Raw genomic sequence first — 25623 nt, 5'->3', positions numbered from 1 at the left:
TAGACACATGAAATTGATCAAACATATCACAATATTGTTATTTGTTTTAAGCACCGCAATAACGGCTGCCCAAGTTAAGTTTGAGGCCAAAGTGAGCAAGACCAAACTTGGGATTAACGAGCGTTTGCGCATCGATTTTGAGATGAATAAGGACGGGGACAATTTTACTCCTCCGGACTTTGCAGGTTTCAATGTTGTAGGTGGTCCCAATACTTCGGTGAGCAATTCGTGGCTTAACGGAAAGCGCTCATTTTCTAAAACCTACAGTTATTTTCTGGCTCCTAAAAAGCGAGGAAAAATTACCATCAATCAGGCGACCATAGAAATTGATGGAGAAATTTATAAAACCCAAACCGTAGCGGTTGAGGTTACGGCAGCCGTAAAGCGTCCCAACGATCCTTACAATGCCGATAATATAGCAGAAGATAATATTCACTTAGTGGCTGAGGTTTCTAAAACCAACCCCTATCTCAACGAGGCTATTTCGGTGGAATACAAACTTTATGTGTCTGCCAATACAGGGGTGAGTAATTGGAGGGAAATTGACAATCCTAAGTTTAGTGATTTCTGGAGTCAGAATATCGATATCAAAGGGCTGAAGGTAGAAAATGGCACCTACAAAGGCGAAGAATACCGTTATGTGGTGTTGCGTAAAACCGTGCTATATCCACAGAAAACCGGAAAATTGGACATAGAACCTTTAAGTTTAGATGTAACGGTTGATGTACCTACCAACCGCCGCGATATTTTTGGTGGGCGCTTAATGACCAAGGTGCACCGTACAGTTTCAGCAGGCGCTAAAACCATTAATGTAAAACCCTTACCGGAAGAAAATAAACCTTCTGATTTTACTGGTGCTGTGGGGAATTTTGACTTTAAGTTGAAAGCTTCCAAAAACGAATTGAATGCTACGGAATCCTTGCAATTAAAGGCAGAAGTAATTGGAAATGGAAATTTAAAACTGTTCAAGCTTCCTAAATTGACCGTGCCTAGTTCTTTAGAGATTTACGAGCCAGAATATACTGAGAATGTTAGAACAACGCTTGGAGGAATGCAGGGAAGTATATCAGATAGCTATACTGTGGTGCCTCAGTTTAAGGGGAAATATCCAATCCCGAAGGTGTCCTTTTCCTATTTCGATTTAAAAACAGAAAGCTATAAGCGCATCACTTCAGATGAAATTATCATTGATGTTTTGGAAGGTCCAAACAACAATGCCACACAAGATAATAGTCTTACTACAGCGGCGGGCAATAAGCAAAAGGTTATTCTAAGTAACGACCAATTTGCCTTCATAAAAACCGATGCTAATTTAAAGCCTATCAAACCTCAGTACTTCTTTAAGTCTACATGGTTTTGGAGTTCTTTATTGCTACCATTGTTGGCTATTCCATTGGCGATGGTTTACAGAAAGGAACGTGACAAACGTGCCGCAGATGTCTTTGGAAATAAAATCCGTAAGGCCGATAGGTTGGCGAAAAAGTACCTTGGAGAAGCCAAGCGCAATTTGGGACAAAAGGAAGCCTTTTATGTGGCCCTTGAAAAGGCCCTTCACAATTATTTAAAAGCGACTTTGCATATTGAAACCAGCGAGTTCAGTAAGGATAAAATTAGAGAACTCCTCACGTCCAAAAATGTAGAAACTACTGTGGTGGATGAGTTTGTTGGGATTTTAAAGAATTGCGAATTGGCGCGATACACCCCAATTACCAATGTAGAAATGCAGCAGGATTATGAGAAATCTGCCAAGACAATTTCATTAATTGATAAGCAAATTAGTTAAGATGAAAAAGTTATTCCTTATCCTTTTTGTACTGATCTCTACTTTAGGCTTTGCCCAAAACGATTCATTGTTTGAGCAGGCCAATAAGCTTTACAATGATGGTGATTATGCCGAAGCCATTGAGAAATATGAAGCTATTTTGAATAATGGTAAGCATTCTGCCGAGGTGTATTTCAATTTGGGAAATGCCAACTATAAGCTCAACAATATTGCGCCGAGTATTTTCTATTATGAAAAGGCACTGCAATTGGCACCAAACGACAGGGAAATCCAAAACAACATGGCATTTGCAAAAAATATGACCATAGATGCCATTGATGTAATTCCAGAAGTTGGTCTTTCAAAAATAGTAAATGGTGCCACTAGATCATTGGGATTTGATGGTTGGGCCTATGCAGCAGTGGCTGGGTTATTTATTTTTGTGGTGCTGTATCTTTATTATTATTTCAGTTATTCCACTGTAACCAAACGTGTCACATTTGTATCCAGTTTTGCTTTCCTAGGAATTAGCCTAATAGCTTTAACATTTGCGTTCCATAGGTATGAATTGGAGCGCAGGGACCAACCTGCCATTGTGTTTGCACAAGAAAGCCAAGTGAAAAGTGAACCTAATTTAAGAAGTGAAGAAGCCTTTAGGTTGCATGAAGGTACCAAGGTTCAAGTTTTGGATACACTTAACGATTGGAAAAAAATTAAACTCTCCGACGGAAAAACGGGCTGGATAAGCGGAAATGACATACGCTTGTTGAAGACTTTTTAAATTATTTAACGAATTTCTTAGTAACGAGTGTTATATTTGTTACTTTACGAATTCTAATGTTTCAAAAGGCCATTACAATTTTCTTTTTATCAGTATTTGTTGCGTTTATTGCAGCACCTACTGTTGTGGCCGTTCTCGATAACGATTTTGATATGGCAGCCTTTTTCAGTGTCAATGAAGAGGAGGAAAAGTCTGTAGAAAAAATTAAGGATAACGAAATCAAGTTTTTTGAATTTGATAAAAACGAATTGGTATTTGATGTTTCCAAGGAAAAAAGGATAACGGTATTACCTGTAAAACATTACTCCAAGAAGTTTTTTAAAATCATTTCTCCCCCACCAGAACATACAATAGTTTAAACCCAGTTTGGTCTGGATATACTCATCTAGGCCCACATTTTATGTTTAACTATAGCCTTTTTAAAGGTGAAAAAAATTAGCGTATGTTTAAGTTTATTAAGCAAGATTTTCCGGCTAGTATAGTCGTGTTTTTTGTGGCTTTACCCCTATGTTTGGGTATTGCCTTGGCAAGTGGAGCTCCATTGTTTTCTGGGGTCATTGCCGGTATTATTGGAGGAATTGTAGTAGGGTCTTTAAGTGGATCCAATATTGGTGTTAGTGGGCCAGCCGCCGGTTTGGCTGCTATTGTTTTGACAGCTATTGGAACTTTGGGAGGTTATGAAAATTTTCTGGTTGCAGTAGTTTTGGGAGGAGTCATCCAATTAGCTCTTGGCTTTTTGAGAGCGGGAGTAATCGGGTACTATTTTCCGTCTTCGGTGATTAAAGGAATGTTGACTGGAATTGGAATTATCATCATCCTCAAGCAAATTCCTCACTTTTTTGGTTATGATGCCGAACCGGAAGGAGCGGATAGTTTCCTCGAACTTTCGGGAGAAAATACCTTTTCTTCCATCTTTCATATTTTCGATCATTTAATCATTGGCTCCATGGTCATTGGTATCGTTGGACTTGGAGTAATTCTCTTTTGGGACAATGTATTGGCTAAAAAGGCAAAATTCTTTAAGATCATTCAAGGGCCTTTGGTAGCCGTGGTATTAGGTATTGTGTTTTATGTTTTAACACAATCCAACAGTGCTTTAAACATTTCGGAAACCCATTTGGTAAGTGTGCCAATTCCTGATGATTTTAGTTCCTTTTTGGGTCAGTTTACCTTTCCTAATTTCGCAGCCATTACCAATCACGAAGTTTGGGTAACAGCCTTTACAATTGCGTTAGTGGCAAGTTTGGAAACTCTATTGTGTGTAGAGGCCACAGATAAAATAGATCCTCACAAAAATGTAACACCAACTAATAGAGAATTATTGGCTCAAGGAACAGGAAACATCTTCTCGGGTTTAATTGGAGGTTTGCCAATTACCCAGGTAATTGTAAGAAGTTCCGCCAACATTCAATCTGGAGGGCGTACTAAATTGGCTACCATCATTCATGGATTGCTGTTATTGGTATCGGTAGTTCTTATCCCAAGGTTATTGAACATGATTCCACTTTCTGTTTTGGCCGCTATCCTGTTAGTTGTAGGATATAAATTGGCAAAACCAAAATTGTTCATCGAGATGTATAAGTTGGGTTGGAAACAGTGGTTGCCTTTTATTGTTACCGTAGTAGGGATTGTATTTACCGATCTATTGGTGGGAATCAGTATGGGACTTTTGGTAGGAATTGTTGTCATTCTTCTAAAAAGCTACCAAAACTCACACTTTTTGCATATTGAAGATAAGAGCAATGGTAAGCACCAAATTAAGATGACCCTGGCAGAAGAAGTAACCTTCTTTAACAAAGGTGCCATTTTGAAGGAATTGGATAGCTTGCCTCGCGATACCTATTTAGAACTCGATTTAATGAAGACCCGTTATTTGGATCATGATATTATTGAGATCCTTGAGGACTTTACGCATAAAGCAAAAGAGCGAAATATTGATGTAAAACTAGTTTCAAAACGTGGTGTGGTTGAAAACCCTCCAAGTTTTGTGAAGTTTTTTAAGGAGCGTCCAAAATCAAAACTAAGTTTAAGCTAAACGGTTATGGAATCCAAGGCACATCACATATTGGTACTTTCAGATTTGGGAGTTGCAACGGAAGCGACCGTGAAAAGTGCAATAAGTTTGGCCAACATGATTCAAGGCAATATTGAGTTGTTTCATGTAAAAAGGGCTGGAGATATTGTGCACAAGGAAAATCAGTTGTCTGCCATGCGTAGCATTAACGAAGAAAAGAGCAGTACCAAGAAAAGAATTCAAGAATTGATCCAGCCCATTTCGGAAGCTTATGGAATTGAGATTCCTTTCAACTTCGCTTTTGGCAATGTGAAGAACGAGATAGCTTCGCATATCAAGGAAAGTCGTCCAGATATTATCGTTATAGGCAAAAAGGAATCCAAATTATTGGGTCTGGGCAGTGATGGTCTTACCCAATTTGTAATGGAGGAGTTCAAGGTTATCTTGATGATTGTAGGTTCTGAGAACAGTTTGGAGCCTAAACAACCCTTGTCATTGGGAGTGTTTAATGGTAACTTTCCAAGTTTTGCAGGAAGGTTGTTGGCCTATACCGAGCAGCCATTAAAATCCTTTAAGATTGCGAATGGGGATGTAGCTAAGGAAGAACAAACAGATGCTTACGAAACGGTAGAATATGTGTTTGAGTCAGGAGACCAAAGCATAAAAAATATGTCCAGTTACCTTTCCAAAAGTAACGTAAATCTATTTTGCGTAGACCGTGGAAGGACAAAAACGGGACAAGAAGTAAAAACAAAACATTCAGATATTACTAATATTGTAAACAATTTTAATATATCCCTTTTAATATCAGCTCAATAATTTGATGCTAAACCAGGATATAAAATCAAAATAAAATTATGAAAGCACATACTAAGGAAACACAAGCAACCATGACCCCAGAAAAGTCATTGGCATTTTTGAAAGAAGGAAACCAAAGATTTCAAAATAACCTTAAGGCAAACAGGAATTTATTGGAACAGGTGAATGACACCAGCGAGGGGCAGTTTCCTTTTGCCACCATTTTAAGCTGTATCGATTCCAGAGTTTCTGCCGAGTTGGTATTCGACCAAGGATTAGGAGACATTTTTAGTGTTCGTATTGCAGGAAATTTTGTAAATGAAGACATCCTTGGAAGCATGGAGTTTGCTTGTAAATTGGCAGGAACCAAACTTATTGTGGTGTTGGGGCATACCAGTTGTGGCGCTGTAAAAGGCGCTTGCGACCATGCCGAAATGGGTAATCTAACCAAGCTGATTCAAAAAATTACACCTGCAGTAGACAGTGTGGCAGAACCTTCAGATGAAAGCTTGAGAAATTCTAAAAATTTAGAGTTTGTAGATGCCGTTTCAGAGAAAAACGTGCATTTAACCATTGAAAGAATCCATGCAGAAAGTCCAATTCTTGATGAAATGGAAAAGAATGGAGAAATTAAGATTATTGGCGCCATGTATGATATCAATACAGGAGCCGTAACTTTCTATGAATAAAACTTAGCATACAACATACGTTAAATTTTTATTTGGGCAGCGCCATCACTTAGTTGGCGCTGCTTTTTTTATTCTTTAGTATTTAAAATACAATTTGTTTCAAAGTGTTTTTGAATGCTCTTTTTTCTTTAAAATATTAGAGGTAAATTTAGTGTAGCATTTATAAATAGATAGAAATTGAACAAATTGTTCTCCAATTTTAAAGGTGATGCTTTTGGAGGTGTTACAGCAGGGATTGTGGCATTGCCATTGGCCCTTGCCTTTGGGGTGAGTTCTGGTTTAGGACCCAGTGCCGGACTTTATGGAGCTATCTTTTTAAGTTTCTTTGCGGCCTTATTTGGAGGAACCAATACGCAAATTTCGGGGCCTACCGCTCCTATGACGGCGGTGAGTATGGTGGTTATTGCTGGTATTGTAGCTGCCAACGATGGAGATGTTCAAAAGGCGCTTCCTACTATTTTAATTGTGTTTTTGCTTTCTGGGCTCATGCAAATTGGTTTGGGAGTTTTGGGGTTGGGAAAGTACATCCGTTACATACCATATCCTGTAGTTTCGGGATTTATGTCGGCAATTGGGGTGATTATTATTGTGACTCAAATTTTACCTTCTCTCGGATATTACCCAAAAGAGGATGCTGCTTATGTAAATCAATTTAAGCCCGTGGCCGAAGAGGTCATTCTTGAAAATATTTTGAAGGAGGAAGCGGGTGAAGGTATTTTGGTTTTGGAAGATTTTAAGGAAACCATCAATCGGGCAGAACTTATCGATGAAGCCGATATTCTTAAAGAATCAGAAACCTTGGCTGCCAATGATGCTTCGGGGGTTTTGGGGGCCATTAAAGTATTTCCAAGAGCACTCATGAATATTAATTGGTTGGAGCTTGTCTTGGCTTTGGGCACCATTTTTATCATTTATGGATTTAAGCGAATTACTAGGGCAGTGCCAAGCACCTTGGTGGCATTATTGGTAATGTCCACCATAGCGATTGTTTTTGGATTGGATTACAAGCCGATACAACAAATCCCCAGTGGTTTTCCTGCGCCCAATATTAGCATGTTTGCCAATTTTAGTGTTACACAGTTAACACCCTATATTTTCACGGCATTAACCTTATCTCTTTTAGGTGCCATTGACTCCTTGTTGACTAGTATCGTGGCCGATAATATGACCAAAACCAAACACCGTCCAAACAAAGAGTTGATAGGGCAGGGCATAGGCAACAGCATTGGGGCGGTTTTTGGAGGCATTCCTGGCGCCGGAGCAACTATTAGAACCGTTGTAAATATTCAATCCGGTGGTAAGACTCGGTTGTCTGGAATGATTGCAGGTTTGGTATTACTCATCATTTTATTGGTATTAGGTCCAATTGCTTCTAAAATTCCTGCAGCGGTTTTAGCAGGAATTCTGATAACCGTAGGAATAGGGGTTATGGATTACAAAGGTTTAAAGGCCATCCCAAGTCTTCCAAGAGATACACGTATTGGTCCATTTTGGGTGAGTTCGGAAGTGTTGATCATGATCGTTGTACTAGTGCTGTCATCTCTTTGGAATTTGGTCTATGCCGTTGGAATTGGACTTATCATTGCCTCGTTGATGTTTATGAAAAAGATTGGGGATCTCACAGCCGAACGTTCGGATGTGAAACCTTTGGCCAAAGAAACCGCCTGGGATGACGCTCCCAATTTTCCTGAAAAATTAAAAGACGAGGTATTTGTAAAACATGTAAAGGGACCATTGTTTTTCGGTTCAACTAGCGACTTTCAAAGGTTGGCGGCCCAAATCCCATCAAATGCCAAAACAATTGTAATTAGGTTGGGACGTATGCAGTATATGGATCAATCGGGTTTATATGCCTTTGAAGATGTTTTACAGGAATTGAGTAAAAACGGAGTAACCGTTTTATTGGTTGGTCTATTAAGGCAACCTCGTTACATGATGGAACGCATTGGAATTATACCGGAATTGATATCGGAAGATCGTATTTTTGGTACTTTCAAGGAGGGAACAAATTGGATAAAAAATAACGTGATTTATTAGAGTGGAAAATGGATTTAAACAGAGTTTTTGAAAATAACGAAAAGTGGATTCAAGAGAAATTGGCCAAGGATAACGCTTATTTTCATAAGTTGGGAAAGGGGCAAAGCCCCCAGTTTTTGTATATCGGCTGTTCCGATAGCCGTGTAGATGTGGAAGGTCTTATGGGCCTAGAACCAGGAGAAGCTTTTGTGCACCGTAACATTGCAAACATGGTTATTGCTACCGATTTAAACGCGATGTCTGTGGTGGAGTATGCAGTGAACCATTTGAAGGTTGCAGATGTGGTGGTATGTGGACATTATGCCTGCGGAGGGGTTAAGGCAGCTATGTTATCGGAAGATTTGGGATTGCTAAACCCTTGGTTGCGTAGCATTAGGGACGTGTATCGATTACACGCCGAAGAACTCAATACCATTGAAGACGAAAATAAACGCTATGATCGCTTAATTGAGTTGAACGTGCAGGAGCAATGTGTCAATTTAATTAAAACGGCAGCCATTCAAAAGGCAGTTAGGGAGCGTGGCTTAAAAGTTCATGGTTGGGTGTTTGATGTGCATTCAGGGAAACTCATTGACTTGAAAATTGATTTTGCAGCTATATTGGAAAACATTAGGAAGATTTATCATTTAGATTAAAACAAAAAAAAGCCACTCAAGTTGAGTGGCTTTTTTTTGTTTTAATCTAAAAACTAACTATTCAAATGATGAAAAGTGTTATTGCAATAGTGAGTATACAAACTCAGGGTTTCCACGTTCACCAGATGCGGTGGACATTGCCAAGAATTTTAGTTTGTAAAGATTCCCAGCGGTATCACTGATGATGTAGAATACATTTTCTTTTACAGAAGGGGAAGCACTAGGACCTCCGCCATTTCTCCAGCTACTTCCAATAGTTCTTTGGTCATTGTATACAAAATTGGCGTCAACAAGGTTAGCCAAAGTGAAATCATTATAGGTTAATTCGGTCTCGACTTCAGAATCGATCATATAGATTCCAACGTTGGCCTTTGTGTTATTCACCACAAAATCGGAATATCCATAAGCACCGTAACCTTCGATTAAGTTTGTGAATACCGTGAAGTTTAAATCCCAATTAACTGAGGCTGGTTCAACATTAACTTCACTGTTGGTATTGAAACTAAAGAAGGTGAAATTGTGCTCGTTGTTTTTTGAAATCACAACTTCTTCATGAGTGGTGTCATCTAAATTGGCATATTGCAATACATAGTCATTACCGTCTTTTAAAATACGAATTTTCATCCATCCTCTTGATTCACCGGTTACGGCAATGGTTCCAGTTTCTGGAGTTTCTGTACCAACTTCATATCCCAAGTTCAATAAGTATACCTTGTTGTCGGCATCGTTATCTGAAATTGTTGAGATAGCTGTTTGAGAAATGTTTCCTGATGGCGCGTCTACAAAGGCTGCACTCGCCGCTTGAAAGGTTCCAACCGCAACTTGAGGTTGTAATTCCTGTACCTCTTGGTCGCTAGAGCTTACCGCATCAATATCGGTTAAAGTTAAAGCCGCAGTAGCCATATAGATAGATCCGTTGATGGTCACTTTGAATTCATCACCAGAATAAAATCCAAGATCCCAAGAATCGCGTTGTACACTAGTGCTGGTGTTGGTGCTCAAATCTACATACACTTGGTTTTGTTGGTTTGGGCCTCCTACTTCTGGACTTACACTTGCGCCCTCAATTACAATGGAAATTGGGCCAGAAGGTGAATCGTCATCACTACTACAGCTTGTAAAACCCAAGGTAGCAGCTACGCATAATACAGTAAAAAGTTTGTTGATCATAATGGTATTAATTTTAAAAATTCAGATTATATAATAGTTTTAAATAAAATGAGCGTCCGTAACCCAACAGTAGGGATTGACTACCTGAGGAGTGTGTGCCTCCAGAACTGGAATTGCTAATATTCACACTGGTGATGTCCAATAGGTTTCTAGCTCCTAAAGTGGCTGTTAGTCTTTCTTTAAAAAATGATTTTTTAGCAGAAGCGTCCAGCCAACCATAACCATGGGTGGTTTGTTGGGTGAATAATGCATTCCCATCTTCATCTTCATCTGATTGGACATATCTTTGAGTGGGGCCTTGGTACTTAAAAAGCATGGTGATAAAGGTGTTCCATTCTTTTAGGTGATAAGTACTGCTTGCATTGATTTGATAGGCATATAGAAAATTGTCATTGCCATTGATTTCATTGTTGTAGACACGTGAAATGCCTTGTAGGGTAGCCCCCAATTTAAGTGTCCAACGGTCTGTGTTTATGGCATTGTCTGAGGTGAGTCCCCATAGTGTATACCTATCTATATTGATGTATTGATATTGAAGTGGAAGAGTGTTTACCACAGCTAAATCAATTTTATCCTGAACATCTATATAGCTCAATTTTATTGAGTTTAGTAAAGAAGTGTTGTTGATGTAACTGCGTTTTTTTAAGTTTATAAAAGTGGTAATTCCGTTTTCAGGGTCTAAGTTTTCATTTCCCCTAACGTCATGGTTGGAATCCACAAAATAGTAATAGAGCTCTTCAAAATTTGGAGTTCTATAAGAAGTTCCTACATTGGCTCTAAATTCAAAGCCATAAAGCATTAAATAGCGAGCACTTAAACTAGCTGTTGTTTTGGAGTGGTACTTTGTATTGTACTCGTAGCGTAATCCTGGTCTGAATGAAATGGAATTGTTCAGTTGGAATTCTGATGAGCCAAACAAAGCATAATTCCCTTGAGTCTGAGTTTTGTCATTTTGGGTGTAGTCTCCTGAAGCTTTGGTGTCAAATCCTTCAATATAACGGGACTCATAGCCCAACTGAAAATTGAATGCTTTGCTTTTTAGCAAGTTGCTCATGGTACCTTTAGAAAAGAATACTTTGCTGGATTGGTAGGTAGTGTCAGCTTCATCTGTTTTTGTTTCGCTAAGGATGAAATAGGTGAATTGATTTAGGTCACGTTCCTGTTGTTGATAGGAAAGGGAAGCTTGGTAATTTTCTCCAGATTTTAATGTGCCATTAAGGTTTATATTGTTGACTAATCGTTTGGTGGTATATATTTTATCTGTAGACGAAGGGTTTATGGTTTGCGAAGGAACGTCGTAATTGGATCTTACGGCTTGGTCGTAAAAATTTAGGGTCTCACTAAAATATTCAAACTTGTAATTAAGGTTGAAATGATCTGTTTTATAATTGACCATAGCGCCACTAGTAAGTTGGGTTTTTGGCAACCATGCGTAACCACGTAAGCTATCATTTAAGTAATGATCTTTTCCTTGTCTATCGTTCAAAAAACCTGCAAATTGGTTACGGTTACAGCCTATTTTAGCGAACCATTTATCAGAGAAATTGTGAGCTAGGTTTAGGCCTTGTATATGTCTTCCCTCATCAAACCAAGCATATTCATCGCTTACGGTTTCCTCTTGGACTAAAGCTTCCAATTTCCAATTGCTATCAATGGATTTTTTGGTAATGATGTTAATGACACCAGAAACAGCATTGGCACCGTATTCTACACCCATTGCACCTTCCACAATTTCGATGCGCTCAATATCATCTAGGTTGATTTGCGTTAAATCAATATTGTTACCAAGTCCGTTATCGCTTACCAAAGGAATGTTATCAACGAGAATATTAAAGTATTGAGCATCCAAACCAAAAAATGAAATGGTTGATTTTCCAGTCTGTGAGCTTGGTAGGATGGTAAGGTTCAGGTTGAAATTGAGCAAATCGGCTAGATTATTGGCTGCCTGATTGTCTATTTGTTCCCTTTTTATAACTATAACATTGTGCACCGATTTTTTAATAGACTGGGGATTGTACTGCCCTGTAACCACTACTTCGGATAGAGCTTCAACTTGGGTAGAGTCTTGTGTTACTTCCTGTGAAAAGGCGAAGCGGCTTAAAAAAAGTAAAAAATAAACGACAATTTTATTTTTATTTAGACTCATTCTTGATTAGTTTTGCGATGCAAATATATCAATGTTATTTTAAATCAATCTAAATAAGAATAAAATTTTCTCAATGAAACGTATTTTTCCATTAGTTGCAGCGGCATTATTCCTTAGTGTGAACCTAAATGCCCAAAACAAGAAGAAGCAAGATCAACAAGCCATTAAAGATATGTGTGGCTGTTATAAGGTAAATTTCAATTTTGCCGAAACTTTTGAGTATTCTGGCGATTCAACTTATGTGCCTTCCAAAACAAAACACGATAGAGGTTTGGAGTGGGTACAGTTGGTAGAGGACAGCAAGGATAAAATTTCCATGCAGCATTTATTGATTGTAGGGCCGTCAGACGCGCCTCATATTGTAAAGCACTGGAGACAGGATTGGGAATTCGAAAACACCGATTTGTATGTGTACGACCACAATAATAAGTGGAGCTACCTTAGTTTGCCAAAAAATGATGTAAAAGGACAATGGACTCAAAAAGTATTTCAAGTCGATGACAGCCCAAGATATGAAGGGACTGCGACTTGGGTACACGTAGATGGCAAAAGCTATTGGGAAAATACAACTACGGCGCCACTTCCAAGACGTGAGTATACCCAACGTAGTGATTATAATGTGACTGTAAGAAGAAATCGTCACGAAATCACAGATAACGGTTGGATCCACAACCAAGACAACGACAAGTTAGTACGTGAGGAAGGAAAAGAAGATAAGGTCTTGGCTCAGGAAAAGGGGTACAATACTTATGTAAAAGTAGACGATAGCATGTGTAAAGCGGCTCAAGATTACTGGAATACCAATCAGGCTAAATGGGCTTTGGTAAGAGCTAAGTGGGATGAAGTGTTTGCTAGACATAAAGACTTATATTTGGAGGAAAAAGTTGACAACAAAGTATTGTTTAAATATTTGTTTGATGCTGAAAAATACCAAACAGCGGAGGAGATCAATCCGTTAATTGAATCTTTTGTAAAATAAACTTATGAATAGTTGTTTTAAATCCTGTATCCTCGGTGCTATGTTGCTAATGGGGATACAGTCGTTTTCACAGGATAATGCTTTTTTAAGTCGTGACTTCTGGAAATCGCAACCGGATGTATCATTGGTAAAGGCAAAAATTGCTGAAGGGAATGATCCTGCCCAGGCCAATGCAAATAATTTTGATGGGATTGTATACGCCATTTTGGAAGACGCACCATTTACTACAATAACCTATTTGGTGGAACAGGAAGGCAATGGTGTAAATAAATTGACCCACGATGGCCGTACCTATATTTTCTGGGCGGCTTATAAAGGGAATACCGAAGTCATGGAATACCTGTTGCAACATGGCGCCAAAACAGATATCAAAGATGATAAGGGGAATACCATTTTAAATTTTGCGGCATCTTCAGGTCAAAAAAATATAGAGGTGTATGATTTTTGTTTGGCCAATGGTGCTAACCTAAAAAAGGATGTAACTCCAAATGGTGCCAATGCTTTGTTGTTGGTGGCTCCTAATGATCAAGATTTTCAATTGGTTGAATATTTTCAAAAAAAGGGATTGGATATCAATAGCGTGGATAGAGATGGCAATGGAATTTTTAATTATGTTGCCAGAATAGGCAATTTGGAAGCTTTGGAAGCTTTACAGAGTAGAGGCATAAAAGGAAATAACCAAGCTTTTATGTTTGCGGCTTATGGAACTAGAGGAAAGACCAATGGTATTGAAGTCTATAAGTTTTTAGAAGAACAAGGTCTTAATCCTAATGTTATCAATAGAGAAGGGCAGACACCTTTACATATTTTGGCTTCAAGAAGTAAGGATGAAGAATTGATACGCTATCTCTTGGAGAAAGGTTTGGATGTGAATATAGGAGATCATAATGGAAATACACCTTTTATGAATGCCGCTTACCGAAATAATTTGGACATGGTGCAACTGCTGTCCAAAAACCTTAAGGATATCAATCATGCCAATAAAAAGGGACAAACGGCTTTGTTTTATGCTGTGGATGGAAACTCTGTTGAAGTGGTTAATTTCATGATGAAAAGAGGAGCGAAAATAGATGTTGTAGATAACGAGGGAAATAGTTTGGTCTACGCTTTGGTAAATTCCTATTCAACTAGAAACCCTAAGGAGTTTTCAGAAAAATTAAGGAGCCTAGAAAAACATGGATTACTGTTGGGACAAACCCAAAAAAATGGAAATACATGGTATCATATGGCTGTTGAAAAAGGGAATTTGGACCTTTTGAAAATGGCTTCGGAAATGAAAATAGATGTGAATGCCAAAAACGGAGAAGGTAACACTGCTTTGCATTTGGCCGCAATGAAAGCTTCCGATGATGGCATTATGAAATTCTTGGTGGCCCAAGGAGCCAGCAAAACCCTTATGACTGAATTTGAAGAGACGGCTTATGATTTGGCCCAGGAAAATGAATTGTTGAAAAGCAATAACATTTCAATAGAATTTTTAAAATAAGACATTTGCAGAATGAAGAATATACGTTTGATAGCAGTAGTATTGGTAACGTTTTTTGGGTTGGTGTCCTTCACCAATCAAGGGCCATCTACCAAATATAAATGCATGATCCAATTGACCAATTATACAGGGGAAGGTGCTTATGTAGCCATTTCATTGATCAATCCAGCAGGAGACTATGAGCAAACATTGTTCGTGCAGGGAGATGATAATGAGTGGTACAATACCTTGGAATCTTGGTGGAAATTTTACGGTAAAAAAAGAAACAATATCGATGCTATTACGGGGGCTACAATCTCTGGGGGAGAGCGTAGTATTAATGTCATCGAAATCGAAGATTCCAAAATTGATGCCGGTTATAGCATTCGTTTTGAAACCGCTGTAGAAGACCATGAATATTACACTCAGGATGTTGAATTTCCATTAACATCCGAAACCGTAAAAGGTAAAATGGAAGGCACAGGGTTTATTCGCTATGTCCGCATGATGCCCAATTAAACACTCGTAATATGACCATTTCAATTTGGAGATACAGTCACCTTGCATTGGCTGTATCTTCTGTTGTTTTTATCCTTTTGGCTTCCATTACTGGGGCCATTTTGGCATTTCAGCCTATTTCTGAACAAATGGCACCTTACAAGGTTGCCGATTTGGATGAGGTGTCCTTGGCCAAAACCGTTGAGGTATTTAAGGAAACCTATCCTGAAGTTATCGAAATCAAGGTAGATGCCAACCATTTTGTAATGGCTTCGGTATTTACAGAAGAAGGTGAAAACTTAGAAGGGTATTTTAACCCAATTTCGGCTGAGTTTTTAGGACAGAAATCGGAGCCTTCCAAATTTTTTCAATGGGTAACTAATTTTCATAGGTCTTTATTTTTAAAGAGTGTCGGCCGTTTTTTTGTGGGACTGTGCTCTTTTTTACTGTTTGTGATTGCTATTACCGGGACCATTCTAATAGTGAAACGGCAAAGAGGCATCCAACAGTTTTTTGCTAAGATTGTTAACGAGAATTTTAGTCAGTATTGGCATGTGGTACTGGGACGTTTGTCTTTAATTCCTATCATTATCATTACCCTTACTGGGGTATATCTGTCTTTGGAGAAATTCAATCTGTTGCCAGAAAGCAAGGAACAGCACAAGATTGATTTTGAAATGATTTCAGAGACTCCAAAACGTGATGTTTCTGAATTTGAATTGTTCCAAAACACACCACTTTCTGAAGTTGAAACATTGGAATTTCCCTTTTCAGACGATGTGGAGGATTATTTCACCTTAAAGCTAAAACAGGAAGAGTTGGTAGTGAACCAATACACAGGAGAAGTGTTAAGTAGCTTGAAAGCACCCGTGGTGGAAGTGGTTTCCAATTTTAGTATGGTGTTGCATACAGGAAAAGGCAATACAGTTTGGGCTTTTATTTTGGGCTTGGCTAGTATCAATATCTTGTTTTTTATTTATTCCGGGTTTGATATGACCTTGAAGCGTCGTGCGTCGGGATTAAAGAATGAATATAGAAGGGAGGAATGTCAATACATCATTTTGGTAGGCTCCGAAAATGGTTCGACTATGCAATTTGCCAATGCTTTTTACAAACAATTGTTGGAAGCAGGTGAGAAGGTATTTATTACGGAACTGAACAATTATACTCAATTTCCAAAAGCGAAACATCTTATTGTCTTTACGGCTACTTACGGACAGGGGGAAGCGCCTACCAATGCCAATAAGTTTTTGGATCGTTTGCAAAGTACTAAACAACCCAATCCTTGTAGATATGCGGTAGTTGGTTTTGGGTCTTTGGCCTATCCCGATTTTTGTCAATTCGCTTTCGATGTGGATAAGGCTATGGAATTGGATTTCGAAAAAATGCTGGAACCTACTAGCATTCATGATAAGTCGATAGAAGCGTTCCATCAGTTTGTGAGTTTATGGAGTTCTAAAATTGGCGTGACTATGGAACTTCCGCAGGAAGCCTTAGTTCAGAATAAAAAGCAGACCAAAACATTTAATGTTGTCGGGAAAACTGAGGTTGCTGAGAGTCCTGACAATACCTTTTTGCTTAAATTAAAACCAAAAAGAACTCAACAATTTACCTCAGGGGATTTGTTGGCCATCTATCCAAAGAATGATTATAGAGAACGTTTGTATTCCATAGGAAAGGTTGATGGGAACATTCAATTGAGCATTAAATTCTATGAGCACGGTTTGGGCTCCAATTACCTAAATGATTTGGTGGTAGGAGATAAATTCAAGGCAAAAATCATAAAAAATACGTCGTTTCATTTTCCGGTAAAGGCCCCAAAGGTCATCCTTATAGCCAATGGTACGGGAGTGGCGCCCTTTTTGGGAATGCTCCATCAAAATAAAAAGCATAGGGAAACCAAACTCTATTTAGGTTTACGAACTCATGCCTCTTTCAATTTATATAAACCTGAAATAGAAGCCTTGTTGATTGAGAAAAAATTAAATGACTTTGAGTTGGTGCTTTCCCGTGAAGCTGAGCAATGCTATGTGCAGGACAAACTTGATGACAATGCTAGTGAAATAGCTCAAACCCTTTATAGTGGTGGTGTCATTATGATCTGTGGGTCTTTGGCGATGCAAAAAGGAGTCTTGGGAGTTTTGGAATCTATTTGTGTAGAGTTTACCCATAAAACCTTAAGTTTTTATCAGGCACAAGGGCAACTGAAAATGGATTGTTACTAATCGTTACTGTCTTCTTCGGTTTTAGAATCCCCTTCAAGTAGGCCTTCCATTTGGTCGGGATTTAAAAAGGCGGGAAATATCATGGGTGCTAAAGACTTTACAGGGCTGTAAAGTATGGAATCTTCAAATTGTTTTTCATTGGAGAAGGGCATGGAGTTGTTCATGCGTTCGTAAACAATCAGAATAACACTTAAGATTAAGCCTATCTTTAAACCTCCAAATAGGGCGCCTAACAATTTATTGATAATTCCCAAAGCCGCAAAATCGGCTAATTTGGTAAGCGCTTTCCCTGCAAGGGCAATTAGCAATACAATCACCACAAACGTAATGGCAAAGGCTGTAATGGTTATGGTGTTTTCATCCCAATCTACTTTACTTTTCAAAAAATTGGCGGCATAGTTGCTAAAATGCATGGCGCCGAAAACACCAGCAACCAAGGCGATCAAAGAGGCTACTTCTACAAAAAGCCCTTTTAGAAAACCTCTAATAATTCCAAAAAGCAGTAAGGCTCCTAAAACAATGTCAATTACACTCATGGGGTCAACAATTTAAACAAATATACACATTTGGGGCACTTATCTTCTTTTTTTGGAAGAGATGTCCTTAGGTAGCACGATGTTTAGTAACTTTGCCCTTTTTAAAAGCTATGTCAAGAGACGAACAATTAAAACAACGATGGGATTTGGTGGTTGAAAAGCTGTCCAAACAATTTGCCGAAGGGGATACGTTGGACCTTGATGCTATAATTTATCTTATTGGAGTGCAGGAACTGGGCCAATTGGGGCGCCGTTTTAAAAAGGACCATAAAGTGGATTTAATGCACATTGCCATTTGCCGTTTGTTGGAACCTTATGGTTACTACGAATTTGATTATTACGATGACGATAAATGGCCACATTACAAGGTGAAGGAAGCCTTACCTTTTTTAAAGGCAGGCGAGCAGTCGGTGTTGATGAAGGAAGCCATTGTTAACTATTTTGTGGAAGCCGAATATATAGAATAAGATTTATTAAATTTGCAGTCATTTCAAAGGATATCATGATAGAAAAGATTAAAGAATTAATTGCTGAAGCAGAAGAATTTAAGGCGCAATCCAAAGAAGAAGTTGAGGCATTCCGAATTAAATATTTGGGGTCTAAAGGCTTATTGAAGGAGTATTTTGCAGAGTTTAAAAATGTTGCCAACGACCAAAAGAAAGAATTTGGTCAGGTAATCAATGCCCTTAAAAAGACAGCCGAGGAGAAGGTGAATGCTTTAAAGGAGGAGCTGGAAGCTAAGGAAGAGGTAAAAGGTGTTTATGGCGATTTGTCCCGTCCGGGAGAGCCCATTGAATTGGGAGCAAGACATCCGGTGTCGATTGTGAAAAATCAAATTATCGATATTTTTTCGCGCATTGGTTTTAATGTAAGTGAAGGACCAGAAATTGAAGACGACTGGCACAACTTTACAGCATTGAATCTTCCGGAATATCATCCGGCACGAGATATGCAGGATACCTTTTTTATTCAAACGAATCCTGATATTCTGTTGCGTACCCACACCAGTTCTGTACAGGTGCGTTACATGGAAGAACACAAACCGCCTATCAGAACAATTTCTCCAGGAAGAGTGTATAGAAATGAAGCTATTTCGGCACGTTCTCACTGTTTCTTCCACCAAGTAGAGGGATTGTATATTGATAAGGATGTAAGTTTTGCCGACTTAAAACAGACTTTACAATATTTCACTACGGAGATGTTCGGGAAATCTAAAATTAGATTAAGACCATCCTACTTTCCATTTACCGAGCCAAGTGCAGAAATTGATGTGTACTGGGGATTGGAAACAGAATCTGATTACCGCATCACTAAAGGGACCGGTTGGTTGGAAATTGGAGGCTGCGGGATGGTAGATCCTAATGTTTTAACAAACTGCAACATCGATCCAAAAGTGTATTCTGGGTTTGCCTTTGGAGTTGGGATCGATCGTATCGCAATGTTATTGCATCAAATCAATGATATTAGATTGTTGAGTGAGAACGATGTGCGCTTTTTAGAGCAGTTCAAATCAGCATTTTAAGAAATCACTTATATATGTAGGAAGCCGGTTAGTACCGGCTTTTTTTATTTAACAATTTTTTAACGACTAGTTGGTTCGGTTTTTACCGAACTAAACTTATTTTTGTGTAAATCTTTTGGTTATGGAAGCAGATTTACTCAAAGAGAAGCAAAGGCTGGTCGAAAAATTAGGGGTGCTTATTGAGAATAATGATAAGTTGGCTCCTGTAGCGGCGCGCATAGTTTCCTATGCCATACTTACTGGGAAATCGGGTTTGACCTTTGATGATCTCGTAACCGATTTATGTGCTAGTAAGAGCACCATTTCTACACATTTAAACCATTTGTTGGATTTAAAGAAACTCACCTACTTTACAAAGGTTGGAGACCGCAAAAAATACTATATCGTTAGTAGTGACAGTATTTTTCAGCATATCAATGGACTTATAGATATGTGGTCATCCATCCGTGACTTACACCTTGAAATAAAAACCTATAAAGAAAATGTCAACGCTGTTTCAGAAGAGGAACAAAAAAAGTTCGATCTGGAATTTCACAATAATTATATCATGTTTCTAGATGAGATTATTGGAGCGGTAACAGGTTTAAAAAATAAAATCATAGATAAACAATCAGAAGAGTAGCACTAAACAATTAAATACAAATATGAGAAAAGGAAGAATTACTATACTGTCGTTTACAGTGGCGGCTATATTTTTTATGGGGTGTGGTAACGATAATAAGCAGGTGGCACCGCAGCAACAGCAGCCAAAGCCATTTCCGGTAACCGTTGTACCTCAAAAAACGGTCACTACTTTTGTAACATATCCTACCAGTATAGAAGGAATCATTAGTAGTGAGGTAAGGGCCAAAGTGAGTGGTTATATTCAGGAGGTTTTGGTTGACGAGGGGCAAACCGTAAAAAAGGGGCAACCTTTGTTTAAACTGGAAACACAATCTCTAAGTCAGGATGCCGATGCTGCCAAAGCTGCGGTTAATGTGGCAAGGGTTGAGGTTGAAAAAATAAAGCCTCTTGTAGAGAAAGGGATTATAAGCAATGTACAATTGGAAACTGCCAAAGCGCAATTGGCACAGGCTCAAAGTACATACAATAGCATTAATGCCAATATTGGTTATGCTACGGTAAAAAGCCCAGTGAATGGGGTGGTTGGTGCCATACAATTTAGGGAAGGTTCCTTGGTGAGTGCGACTAGTCAAAAGCCCTTGACCACTGTGTCTGATATCAACCAAATCTACGCTTTCTTTTCTATGAATGAAACGGAATATCTTGACTTTTTACAAAATACTCCGGGTAATACGCTTAAAGAGAAAGTCGCTAATTTTCCAAAGGTGAAACTGACATTGGCCAACGGATTTGAGTACAAAAAGGAAGGAACCATACAAACCGTAACCGGTCAAATCGATGTTAGCACGGGGACCGTTAGTTTTAGAGCCATTTTTGACAATCCTACGGGATTGATTACTAACGGTAACAGTGGAACAATTAGCATTCCCAACGAATACGAAAATGTAGTGGTGATACCGCAATCGGCTACATTTGAGCAACAGGGACAAACATTTGTATATACTGTAAATGCCGAAAACAAAACTGTGGCAACTCCAATTAGTATTAAGGATAAAAACAATTATCTGTACCTAGTTGGTTCGGGTGTTTCAAAAGGGGACAGAATTGTAGCTAGTGGTACAGGAAAATTAAGAAACAATACAGTCATACAGCCACAGGAAGTTGCTTTCGATAGCGTTGCAAAACCTATTACCCCTTTATTTCAATAATCTTTTAGAGAAGGACATATGTTAAAAACATTTATAGAGAGACCGGTATTGTCTACCGTAATCTCCATCATCATAGTCATTTTAGGGGTGTTGGGCTTTTTTACACTGCCCGTAGAGCAATATCCTGATATCGCCCCACCAACCATTACGGTAAATACTACCTATCCAGGTGCGAGTGCCGAAACCATTATGGAAAGTGTGATCATTCCTATTGAGGAACAGATTAACGGGGTTGAAGGAATGACCTATATAACCTCTACGGCCTCGAATGCTGGTACAGCTTCCATAACCGTATATTTCGATCAGGAAACCGATCCGGATATTGCAGCGGTTAACGTTCAAAACCGCGTGGCGAGAGCCAATCCGTTATTGCCGCAGGAGGTTATTCAAACAGGGGTGTTAACACAAAAACAACAAACCAGTGCCTTGATGTTCATGTCTGTTTATTCAGAAAATGAAAATTATAATGCCACCTTTCTTCAGAATTATTTAAAAATTAATGTGATTCCGTCCCTGCAAAGGGTGAAGGGTGTTGGTAATGTAAACGTGTTTGGTAGCCAAGATTACGCCATGCGTATTTGGTTGAAACCAGAAAAATTGGCCGCCTTTAATCTGTTGCCTTCAGATGTCACAGCGGCTTTAAAGGAACAGAGTTTGGAAGCTTCGGCTGGTGCTTTAGGGCAAAACTCAGGACAATCGTTTACCTATACCATTACATATAGTGGCCGATTTAAGTCTGAAGATCAATATAATAATATCGTCATTAAGGCATTGGACAATGGTGAATATTTACGATTAAAGGATGTCGCCGAAATTCAATTAGATGCACAGTCTTACGATTCGTATGGGTTTACGGATGGCTATCCTAGTATCAACATGGGAATTTACCAAACCGCTGGGTCTAATGCCCAAGAGATCATTAAGGAAATTCAATCGGAACTGAAGCGCTTGTCCCAAGATTTCCCGGAAGGGGTGAATTATGTGATCAATTACGACACCAACGAATTTCTGACAGCTTCAATGAACAAGGTAAAACATACCCTTATTGAAGCGTTTATCTTGGTGTTTATTGTGGTATTTATCTTCCTTCAGGATTTTAGATCCACCTTAATTCCTGCCATTGCAGTACCCGTGGCTATTATTGGTACGTTCTTCTTTTTAGGGGTTTTTGGTTACTCAATTAACTTATTAACCTTATTCGCTTTGGTACTAGCTATTGGTATCGTGGTGGATGATGCCATTGTGGTGGTAGAAGCGGTTCATGCCAAATTGGATGAAGGTGAGCCTAGTGCCAAACAGGCAACTTTAAACGCTATGCACGAAATATCTGGAGCCATTATTTCCATTACTTTGGTGATGGCAGCGGTATTTATTCCGGTAACCTTTGTGCAAGGACCAACAGGTGTGTTTTACGAGCAGTTTGGGGTAACCCTTATTGTCGCCATTTTGATTTCTGCTGTTAACGCCTTGACTTTGAGTCCTGCCTTATGTGCCCTGTTTTTGAAAGGTCACGATGAAAACGAACATGAAAAGAAAAGTTTTCTGCAAGGGTTTTACGACCGTTTCAACAAAGGTTTCAATGCCACCACAGCGCGTTACGGTAAGTCTTTACGATTCTTGTATAAAAATAAATGGATCTCTGCTGTTCTTTTAATTCTTGCAGCGGTAGGTATTTGGTGGACTGCCAATACCACACCAACAGGATTTGTCCCAGATGAAGATAGGGGAATCATCTTTATGAATGTTGAATTGCCTGCAGGATCGTCTATGGACCGTACCAATATGGTAATGCAGGATATGTACCGTAGAGCTAAAGAGGTGCCGGGAGTAAAAGGAGTGACCGTTATCAACGGTAGAAGTTTGATTAGTGGAACTGGTTCTAACTATGGTTTAGGATTTATAAAACTGGAAAAGTGGGATGAGCGTGAAAACGAAGACGAATCATCTGCTGCCATTGTAGGTAAATTGTTTGGGATTGCAGCAGGCATACCGGAAGCTCAAATTATCTTCTTTGCCCCACCGAGTATTCCTGGTTTTGGATTGTCTTCTGGTTTCGAAATGAATTTATTGGATAAATCCGGAGGTAGTTTTGCTGAACTGGAAGCTGCAACCCAAGATTTTATTGGGCGTTTAATGCAGCATCCGGCTATTCAATACGGACAGTCGTCATTCAATACCAAATATCCTCAGTACGAAATGGAGATTAACGTACCCTTGGCCAAAAAGTATGATGTGCCGATCAGTTCGATTTTTGCTACCATGCAAGGGTATATTGGTGGAGTTTATGCCGCCGATTTTTCCAGATTTGGAAAGCAGTACCGTGTATATGTTCAAGCGCCGCCGGAAAGTCGTTCGCAAAAAGAGTCTCTAAACGAACTGTACATAAAAACGGGTAGCGGAGAAATGACGCCAATTACCCAATTTGTAAAACTGAAGCGAGTGTATGGACCACAATCGGTAACTCGTTTCAACCTTTATAATTCTACCAAAATTTCGGGAGCTTCAAATCCTGGATTTAGTACAGGGGATGCTATTAGTATTATTGAAGAAGAACTTAAAAGTTTGCCAACGCAGTACGATGTGGCTTATTCAGGTTTAACACGTGAAGAAGTAAATGCAGGAAACCAAACCGTACTTATTTTCATATTGTGTGTGGTATTTGTATACTTCTTGTTGGCCGCTCAATACGAAAGTTATTTGTTGCCATTAGCGGTTATTTTATCGCTGCCTTTAGGTGTGTTTGGAGCCTTCTTTACTACAAAAATGATGGGCTTACAGAACAATATCTACTTCCAGATTGCCTTAATCATGTTGGTTGGGTTATTGGCCAAGAATGCTATTTTAATTGTGGAGTTTGCGGTACAGCGCCGACGTAATGGTGAAAGTATTCCTGATGCCGCTATACATGGTGCCCAAGCGCGTTTAAGACCTATTTTAATGACCTCGTTTGCCTTTATTTTAGGCTTAATGCCATTGGTGTTGGCCAAAGGGGTTGGTGCCGAAGGGAACAATTCTATTGGTAGTGGAGCTGCAGGAGGAATGTTTATAGGAACAATATTGGGGATTTTTGTAATACCAATTCTCTTTATTTTATTTCAATGGCTACAAGAAAAAGTATCCAGTAAGCCAGCAGTAATAGAACAAACTAAAGAAGATTAATTATATGACATCCATTATAAAACATAAAACCCTAACCAAGGTTGCGCTGATCGTATTCGCTTCTGCAACACTGCAAAGTTGTTTCGTTACGAAAAATTATGAACGTCCAGAGTTAGAGGAAACGGAGCACTTATACAGAACAGATAATTTGCCTACAGATAGTTTATCTATGGCTGATGTGTCCTGGAAGGAGTTGTTTACAGATACTTATTTGAATCAGTATATCGAAGAGGGACTGAACAACAATTTGGACATAAGAATTGCCATTCAGCAAATGGCTGCGGCAGAATCATATGTCAAACAAGCAAGGGCTAGTTTTTGGCCTAGTGTTGGGGCAGACGCTTCCTTAACGCATCAAGAGTTAGCAAAGAATAGTCAGTTTGGAGCGTTTTTTAACGGTTCTTTGCAACAGTATCAATTATCGACTAACCTTTCATGGGAAGCCGATATTTGGGGGAAAATTAGAAGTCAAAAAAGAGCCTCACAAGCTAGTTTCTTGCAAAGTGTAGCGGCACACCAAGCCGTAAAAACAAGATTGGTATCTAGTATCGCCAGTACCTATTACCAACTTCTGGCCTTGGATGCCCAGTTGGAAGTTACTAAAGCTACCATTGAAAATAGAGAGCATAGTGTAGAAACCATCAAAGCCTTGAAGGATGCTGGCCAAGTCACTCAAGTGGCCGTAGACCAGAACATCGCACAGCTGAACAATGCCAAGGCTTTGCAAGTAGATATTGAAACGGCTATTTTCACTACAGAAAATACCATGGCTCTTTTATTGGGCAAACAACCTCAACAGTTTGAGAGAAGCCAATTGGAAGGTCAAAGCATTGATACAGAAATGAAATCAGGAGTGCCTTCTTTGTTGTTGAGAAACAGACCAGACGTTATGGCGGCAGAGTATAGCTTGGTCCAAGCCTTTGAAATGACCAATGTAGCTAGAACCAATTTCTACCCATCCTTAACCTTAACAGCTACTGGAGGATTTCAAAGTCTTGAGTTTAATAACTGGTTTGATACGGGGTCATTATTTGCGAATCTAGTAGGAGGGTTGACCCAGCCTATTTTCAATCAACGTAAAATTAGGACTCAACAGGAAGTGGCTTTGGCACAACAGGAACAGGCTTTGTTGAGTTTTAAAAAGACCCTGTTGGTTGCTGGAGGAGAAGTGTCCAATGCACTTTATGCCTATGAAGCAGAAACCAAGAAATATGAATTCAGACAGAATGAAGTAGAAGCTTTACGACAAGCGGAGAGTAATTCAGAGGAGTTGTTGAACAACGGTTTTGGAACCTATTTGGATTTATTGACCGCCAGAGAAAGCGCGCTTAGTGCGGAGCTGAATGTTATCAATAGCAAGTTGCAGCAGTTACAAACAGTAGTGACTCTTTATGAATCTTTAGGTGGTGGCTGGAAATAAACTTTAAATAAGAAT

General features: G+C 39.1%; 21 protein-coding genes. 18 read left to right on the top strand and 3 right to left on the bottom strand.

From position 1 onward, the window contains the following. The first annotated feature begins 7 nt into the window (after positions 1–7). From ZA06_RS05400 to ZA06_RS05365, 8 genes are all read left to right on the top strand, one after another. Positions 8–1783 carry a BatD family protein gene (locus tag ZA06_RS05400; protein WP_053976357.1) on the top strand — a complete coding sequence of 592 codons (1776 nt, stop codon included), beginning with the start codon at positions 8–10 and terminating at the stop codon, positions 1781–1783. Position 1784: 1 nt separating this feature from the next. After that, entirely contained in the window at positions 1785–2543 is a 759-nt protein-coding gene (locus tag ZA06_RS05395) for a tetratricopeptide repeat protein (RefSeq protein WP_053976356.1), read from the top strand. 56 nt (positions 2544–2599) lie between these two features. Next, positions 2600–2902 carry a hypothetical protein gene (locus ZA06_RS05390; RefSeq protein WP_053976355.1) on the top strand — a complete coding sequence of 101 codons (303 nt, stop codon included), beginning with the start codon at positions 2600–2602 and terminating at the stop codon, positions 2900–2902. Between the two features lie 83 nt (positions 2903–2985). Continuing rightward, complete coding sequence (locus ZA06_RS05385) at positions 2986–4578, top strand: SulP family inorganic anion transporter (protein WP_053976354.1); 1593 nt, start codon at positions 2986–2988, stop codon at positions 4576–4578. A 6-nt stretch (positions 4579–4584) separates the two neighbouring features. Then, entirely contained in the window at positions 4585–5376 is a 792-nt protein-coding gene (locus ZA06_RS05380) for a universal stress protein (protein WP_053976353.1), read from the top strand. A gap of 38 nt (positions 5377–5414) precedes the next feature. After that, the gene (locus tag ZA06_RS05375) at positions 5415–6044 is read left to right on the top strand and encodes a carbonic anhydrase family protein (RefSeq protein WP_053976352.1); all 630 of its coding nucleotides are present in this window, start codon (positions 5415–5417) and stop codon (positions 6042–6044) included. 177 nt (positions 6045–6221) lie between these two features. Then, the gene (locus tag ZA06_RS05370) at positions 6222–8081 is read left to right on the top strand and encodes a SulP family inorganic anion transporter (protein WP_053976351.1); all 1860 of its coding nucleotides are present in this window, start codon (positions 6222–6224) and stop codon (positions 8079–8081) included. Positions 8082–8089: 8 nt separating this feature from the next. After that, positions 8090–8716, top strand: coding sequence for a carbonic anhydrase (locus ZA06_RS05365; RefSeq protein ID WP_053976350.1), 627 nt, complete (start codon positions 8090–8092; stop codon positions 8714–8716). Positions 8717–8794: 78 nt separating this feature from the next. Here the strand turns inward: ZA06_RS05365 and ZA06_RS05360 are convergent, their stop codons facing one another. Together ZA06_RS05360 and ZA06_RS05355 are read right to left on the bottom strand one after the other, a co-directional pair. Continuing rightward, positions 8795–9886, bottom strand: coding sequence for an HmuY family protein (locus ZA06_RS05360; RefSeq protein ID WP_053976349.1), 1092 nt, complete (start codon positions 9884–9886; stop codon positions 8795–8797). 13 nt (positions 9887–9899) lie between these two features. Further along, the gene (locus ZA06_RS05355; protein WP_053976348.1) at positions 9900–12032 is read right to left on the bottom strand and encodes a TonB-dependent receptor plug domain-containing protein; all 2133 of its coding nucleotides are present in this window, start codon (positions 12030–12032) and stop codon (positions 9900–9902) included. Between the two features lie 73 nt (positions 12033–12105). Here ZA06_RS05355 and ZA06_RS05350 point away from each other — a divergent pair, with 73 nt between their 5' ends. The 4 genes from ZA06_RS05350 to ZA06_RS05335 are packed head-to-tail and all read left to right on the top strand — an operon-like array spanning position 12106 to position 17199. Beyond that, on the top strand, positions 12106–13011 hold the full coding sequence (locus tag ZA06_RS05350; RefSeq protein WP_053976347.1) for a DUF6607 family protein: 906 nt from the start codon (positions 12106–12108) through the stop codon (positions 13009–13011). A gap of 4 nt (positions 13012–13015) precedes the next feature. After that, on the top strand, positions 13016–14497 hold the full coding sequence (locus ZA06_RS05345) for an ankyrin repeat domain-containing protein (protein WP_053976346.1): 1482 nt from the start codon (positions 13016–13018) through the stop codon (positions 14495–14497). A 12-nt stretch (positions 14498–14509) separates the two neighbouring features. Then, on the top strand, positions 14510–14995 hold the full coding sequence (locus ZA06_RS05340) for a DUF2271 domain-containing protein (protein ID WP_053976345.1): 486 nt from the start codon (positions 14510–14512) through the stop codon (positions 14993–14995). Between the two features lie 11 nt (positions 14996–15006). Next, the gene (locus ZA06_RS05335; RefSeq protein ID WP_053976344.1) at positions 15007–17199 is read left to right on the top strand and encodes a PepSY domain-containing protein; all 2193 of its coding nucleotides are present in this window, start codon (positions 15007–15009) and stop codon (positions 17197–17199) included. On the opposite strand, the gene ZA06_RS05330 is transcribed toward ZA06_RS05335, so the two are convergent. Further along, positions 17196–17735: a CvpA family protein gene (locus tag ZA06_RS05330; protein WP_053976343.1), complete on the bottom strand. Its 540-nt coding sequence runs from the start codon at positions 17733–17735 to the stop codon at positions 17196–17198. The genes ZA06_RS05335 and ZA06_RS05330 overlap by 4 nt on opposite strands. A 110-nt stretch (positions 17736–17845) precedes the next feature. Between ZA06_RS05330 and ZA06_RS05325 the strand changes: the two genes are divergently transcribed. The 6 genes from ZA06_RS05325 to ZA06_RS05300 all read left to right on the top strand — a co-directional run bounded on the left by ZA06_RS05325 (position 17846) and on the right by ZA06_RS05300 (position 25608). Further along, positions 17846–18202 (top strand): hypothetical protein, encoded by a 357-nt coding sequence (locus ZA06_RS05325; RefSeq protein ID WP_053976342.1) that lies wholly within the window; start codon positions 17846–17848, stop codon positions 18200–18202. Between the two features lie 35 nt (positions 18203–18237). Beyond that, positions 18238–19257: a phenylalanine--tRNA ligase subunit alpha gene (gene pheS / locus ZA06_RS05320; RefSeq protein ID WP_053976341.1), complete on the top strand. Its 1020-nt coding sequence runs from the start codon at positions 18238–18240 to the stop codon at positions 19255–19257. Positions 19258–19378: 121 nt separating this feature from the next. Further along, positions 19379–19879, top strand: a complete 501-nt coding sequence (locus ZA06_RS05315; RefSeq protein WP_053976340.1) for a GbsR/MarR family transcriptional regulator — start codon at positions 19379–19381, stop codon at positions 19877–19879. 22 nt (positions 19880–19901) lie between these two features. Then, positions 19902–21029, top strand: coding sequence for an efflux RND transporter periplasmic adaptor subunit (locus ZA06_RS05310; RefSeq protein WP_053976339.1), 1128 nt, complete (start codon positions 19902–19904; stop codon positions 21027–21029). Positions 21030–21047: 18 nt separating this feature from the next. Further along, positions 21048–24188: an efflux RND transporter permease subunit gene (locus tag ZA06_RS05305; RefSeq protein ID WP_053976338.1), complete on the top strand. Its 3141-nt coding sequence runs from the start codon at positions 21048–21050 to the stop codon at positions 24186–24188. A 4-nt stretch (positions 24189–24192) separates the two neighbouring features. Beyond that, complete coding sequence (locus ZA06_RS05300; RefSeq protein WP_053976337.1) at positions 24193–25608, top strand: efflux transporter outer membrane subunit; 1416 nt, start codon at positions 24193–24195, stop codon at positions 25606–25608. The last annotated feature ends 15 nt before the right edge of the window (positions 25609–25623 follow it).

Origin of the sequence: Mangrovimonas xylaniphaga (assembly GCF_001280435.1) — a bacterium.
GTDB classification, from domain to species: Bacteria; Bacteroidota; Bacteroidia; order Flavobacteriales; family Flavobacteriaceae; genus Mangrovimonas_A; species Mangrovimonas_A xylaniphaga.
Note: the sequence above shows the minus strand (reverse complement) of the source record. Positions and strands in the feature narration are given on the sequence as shown.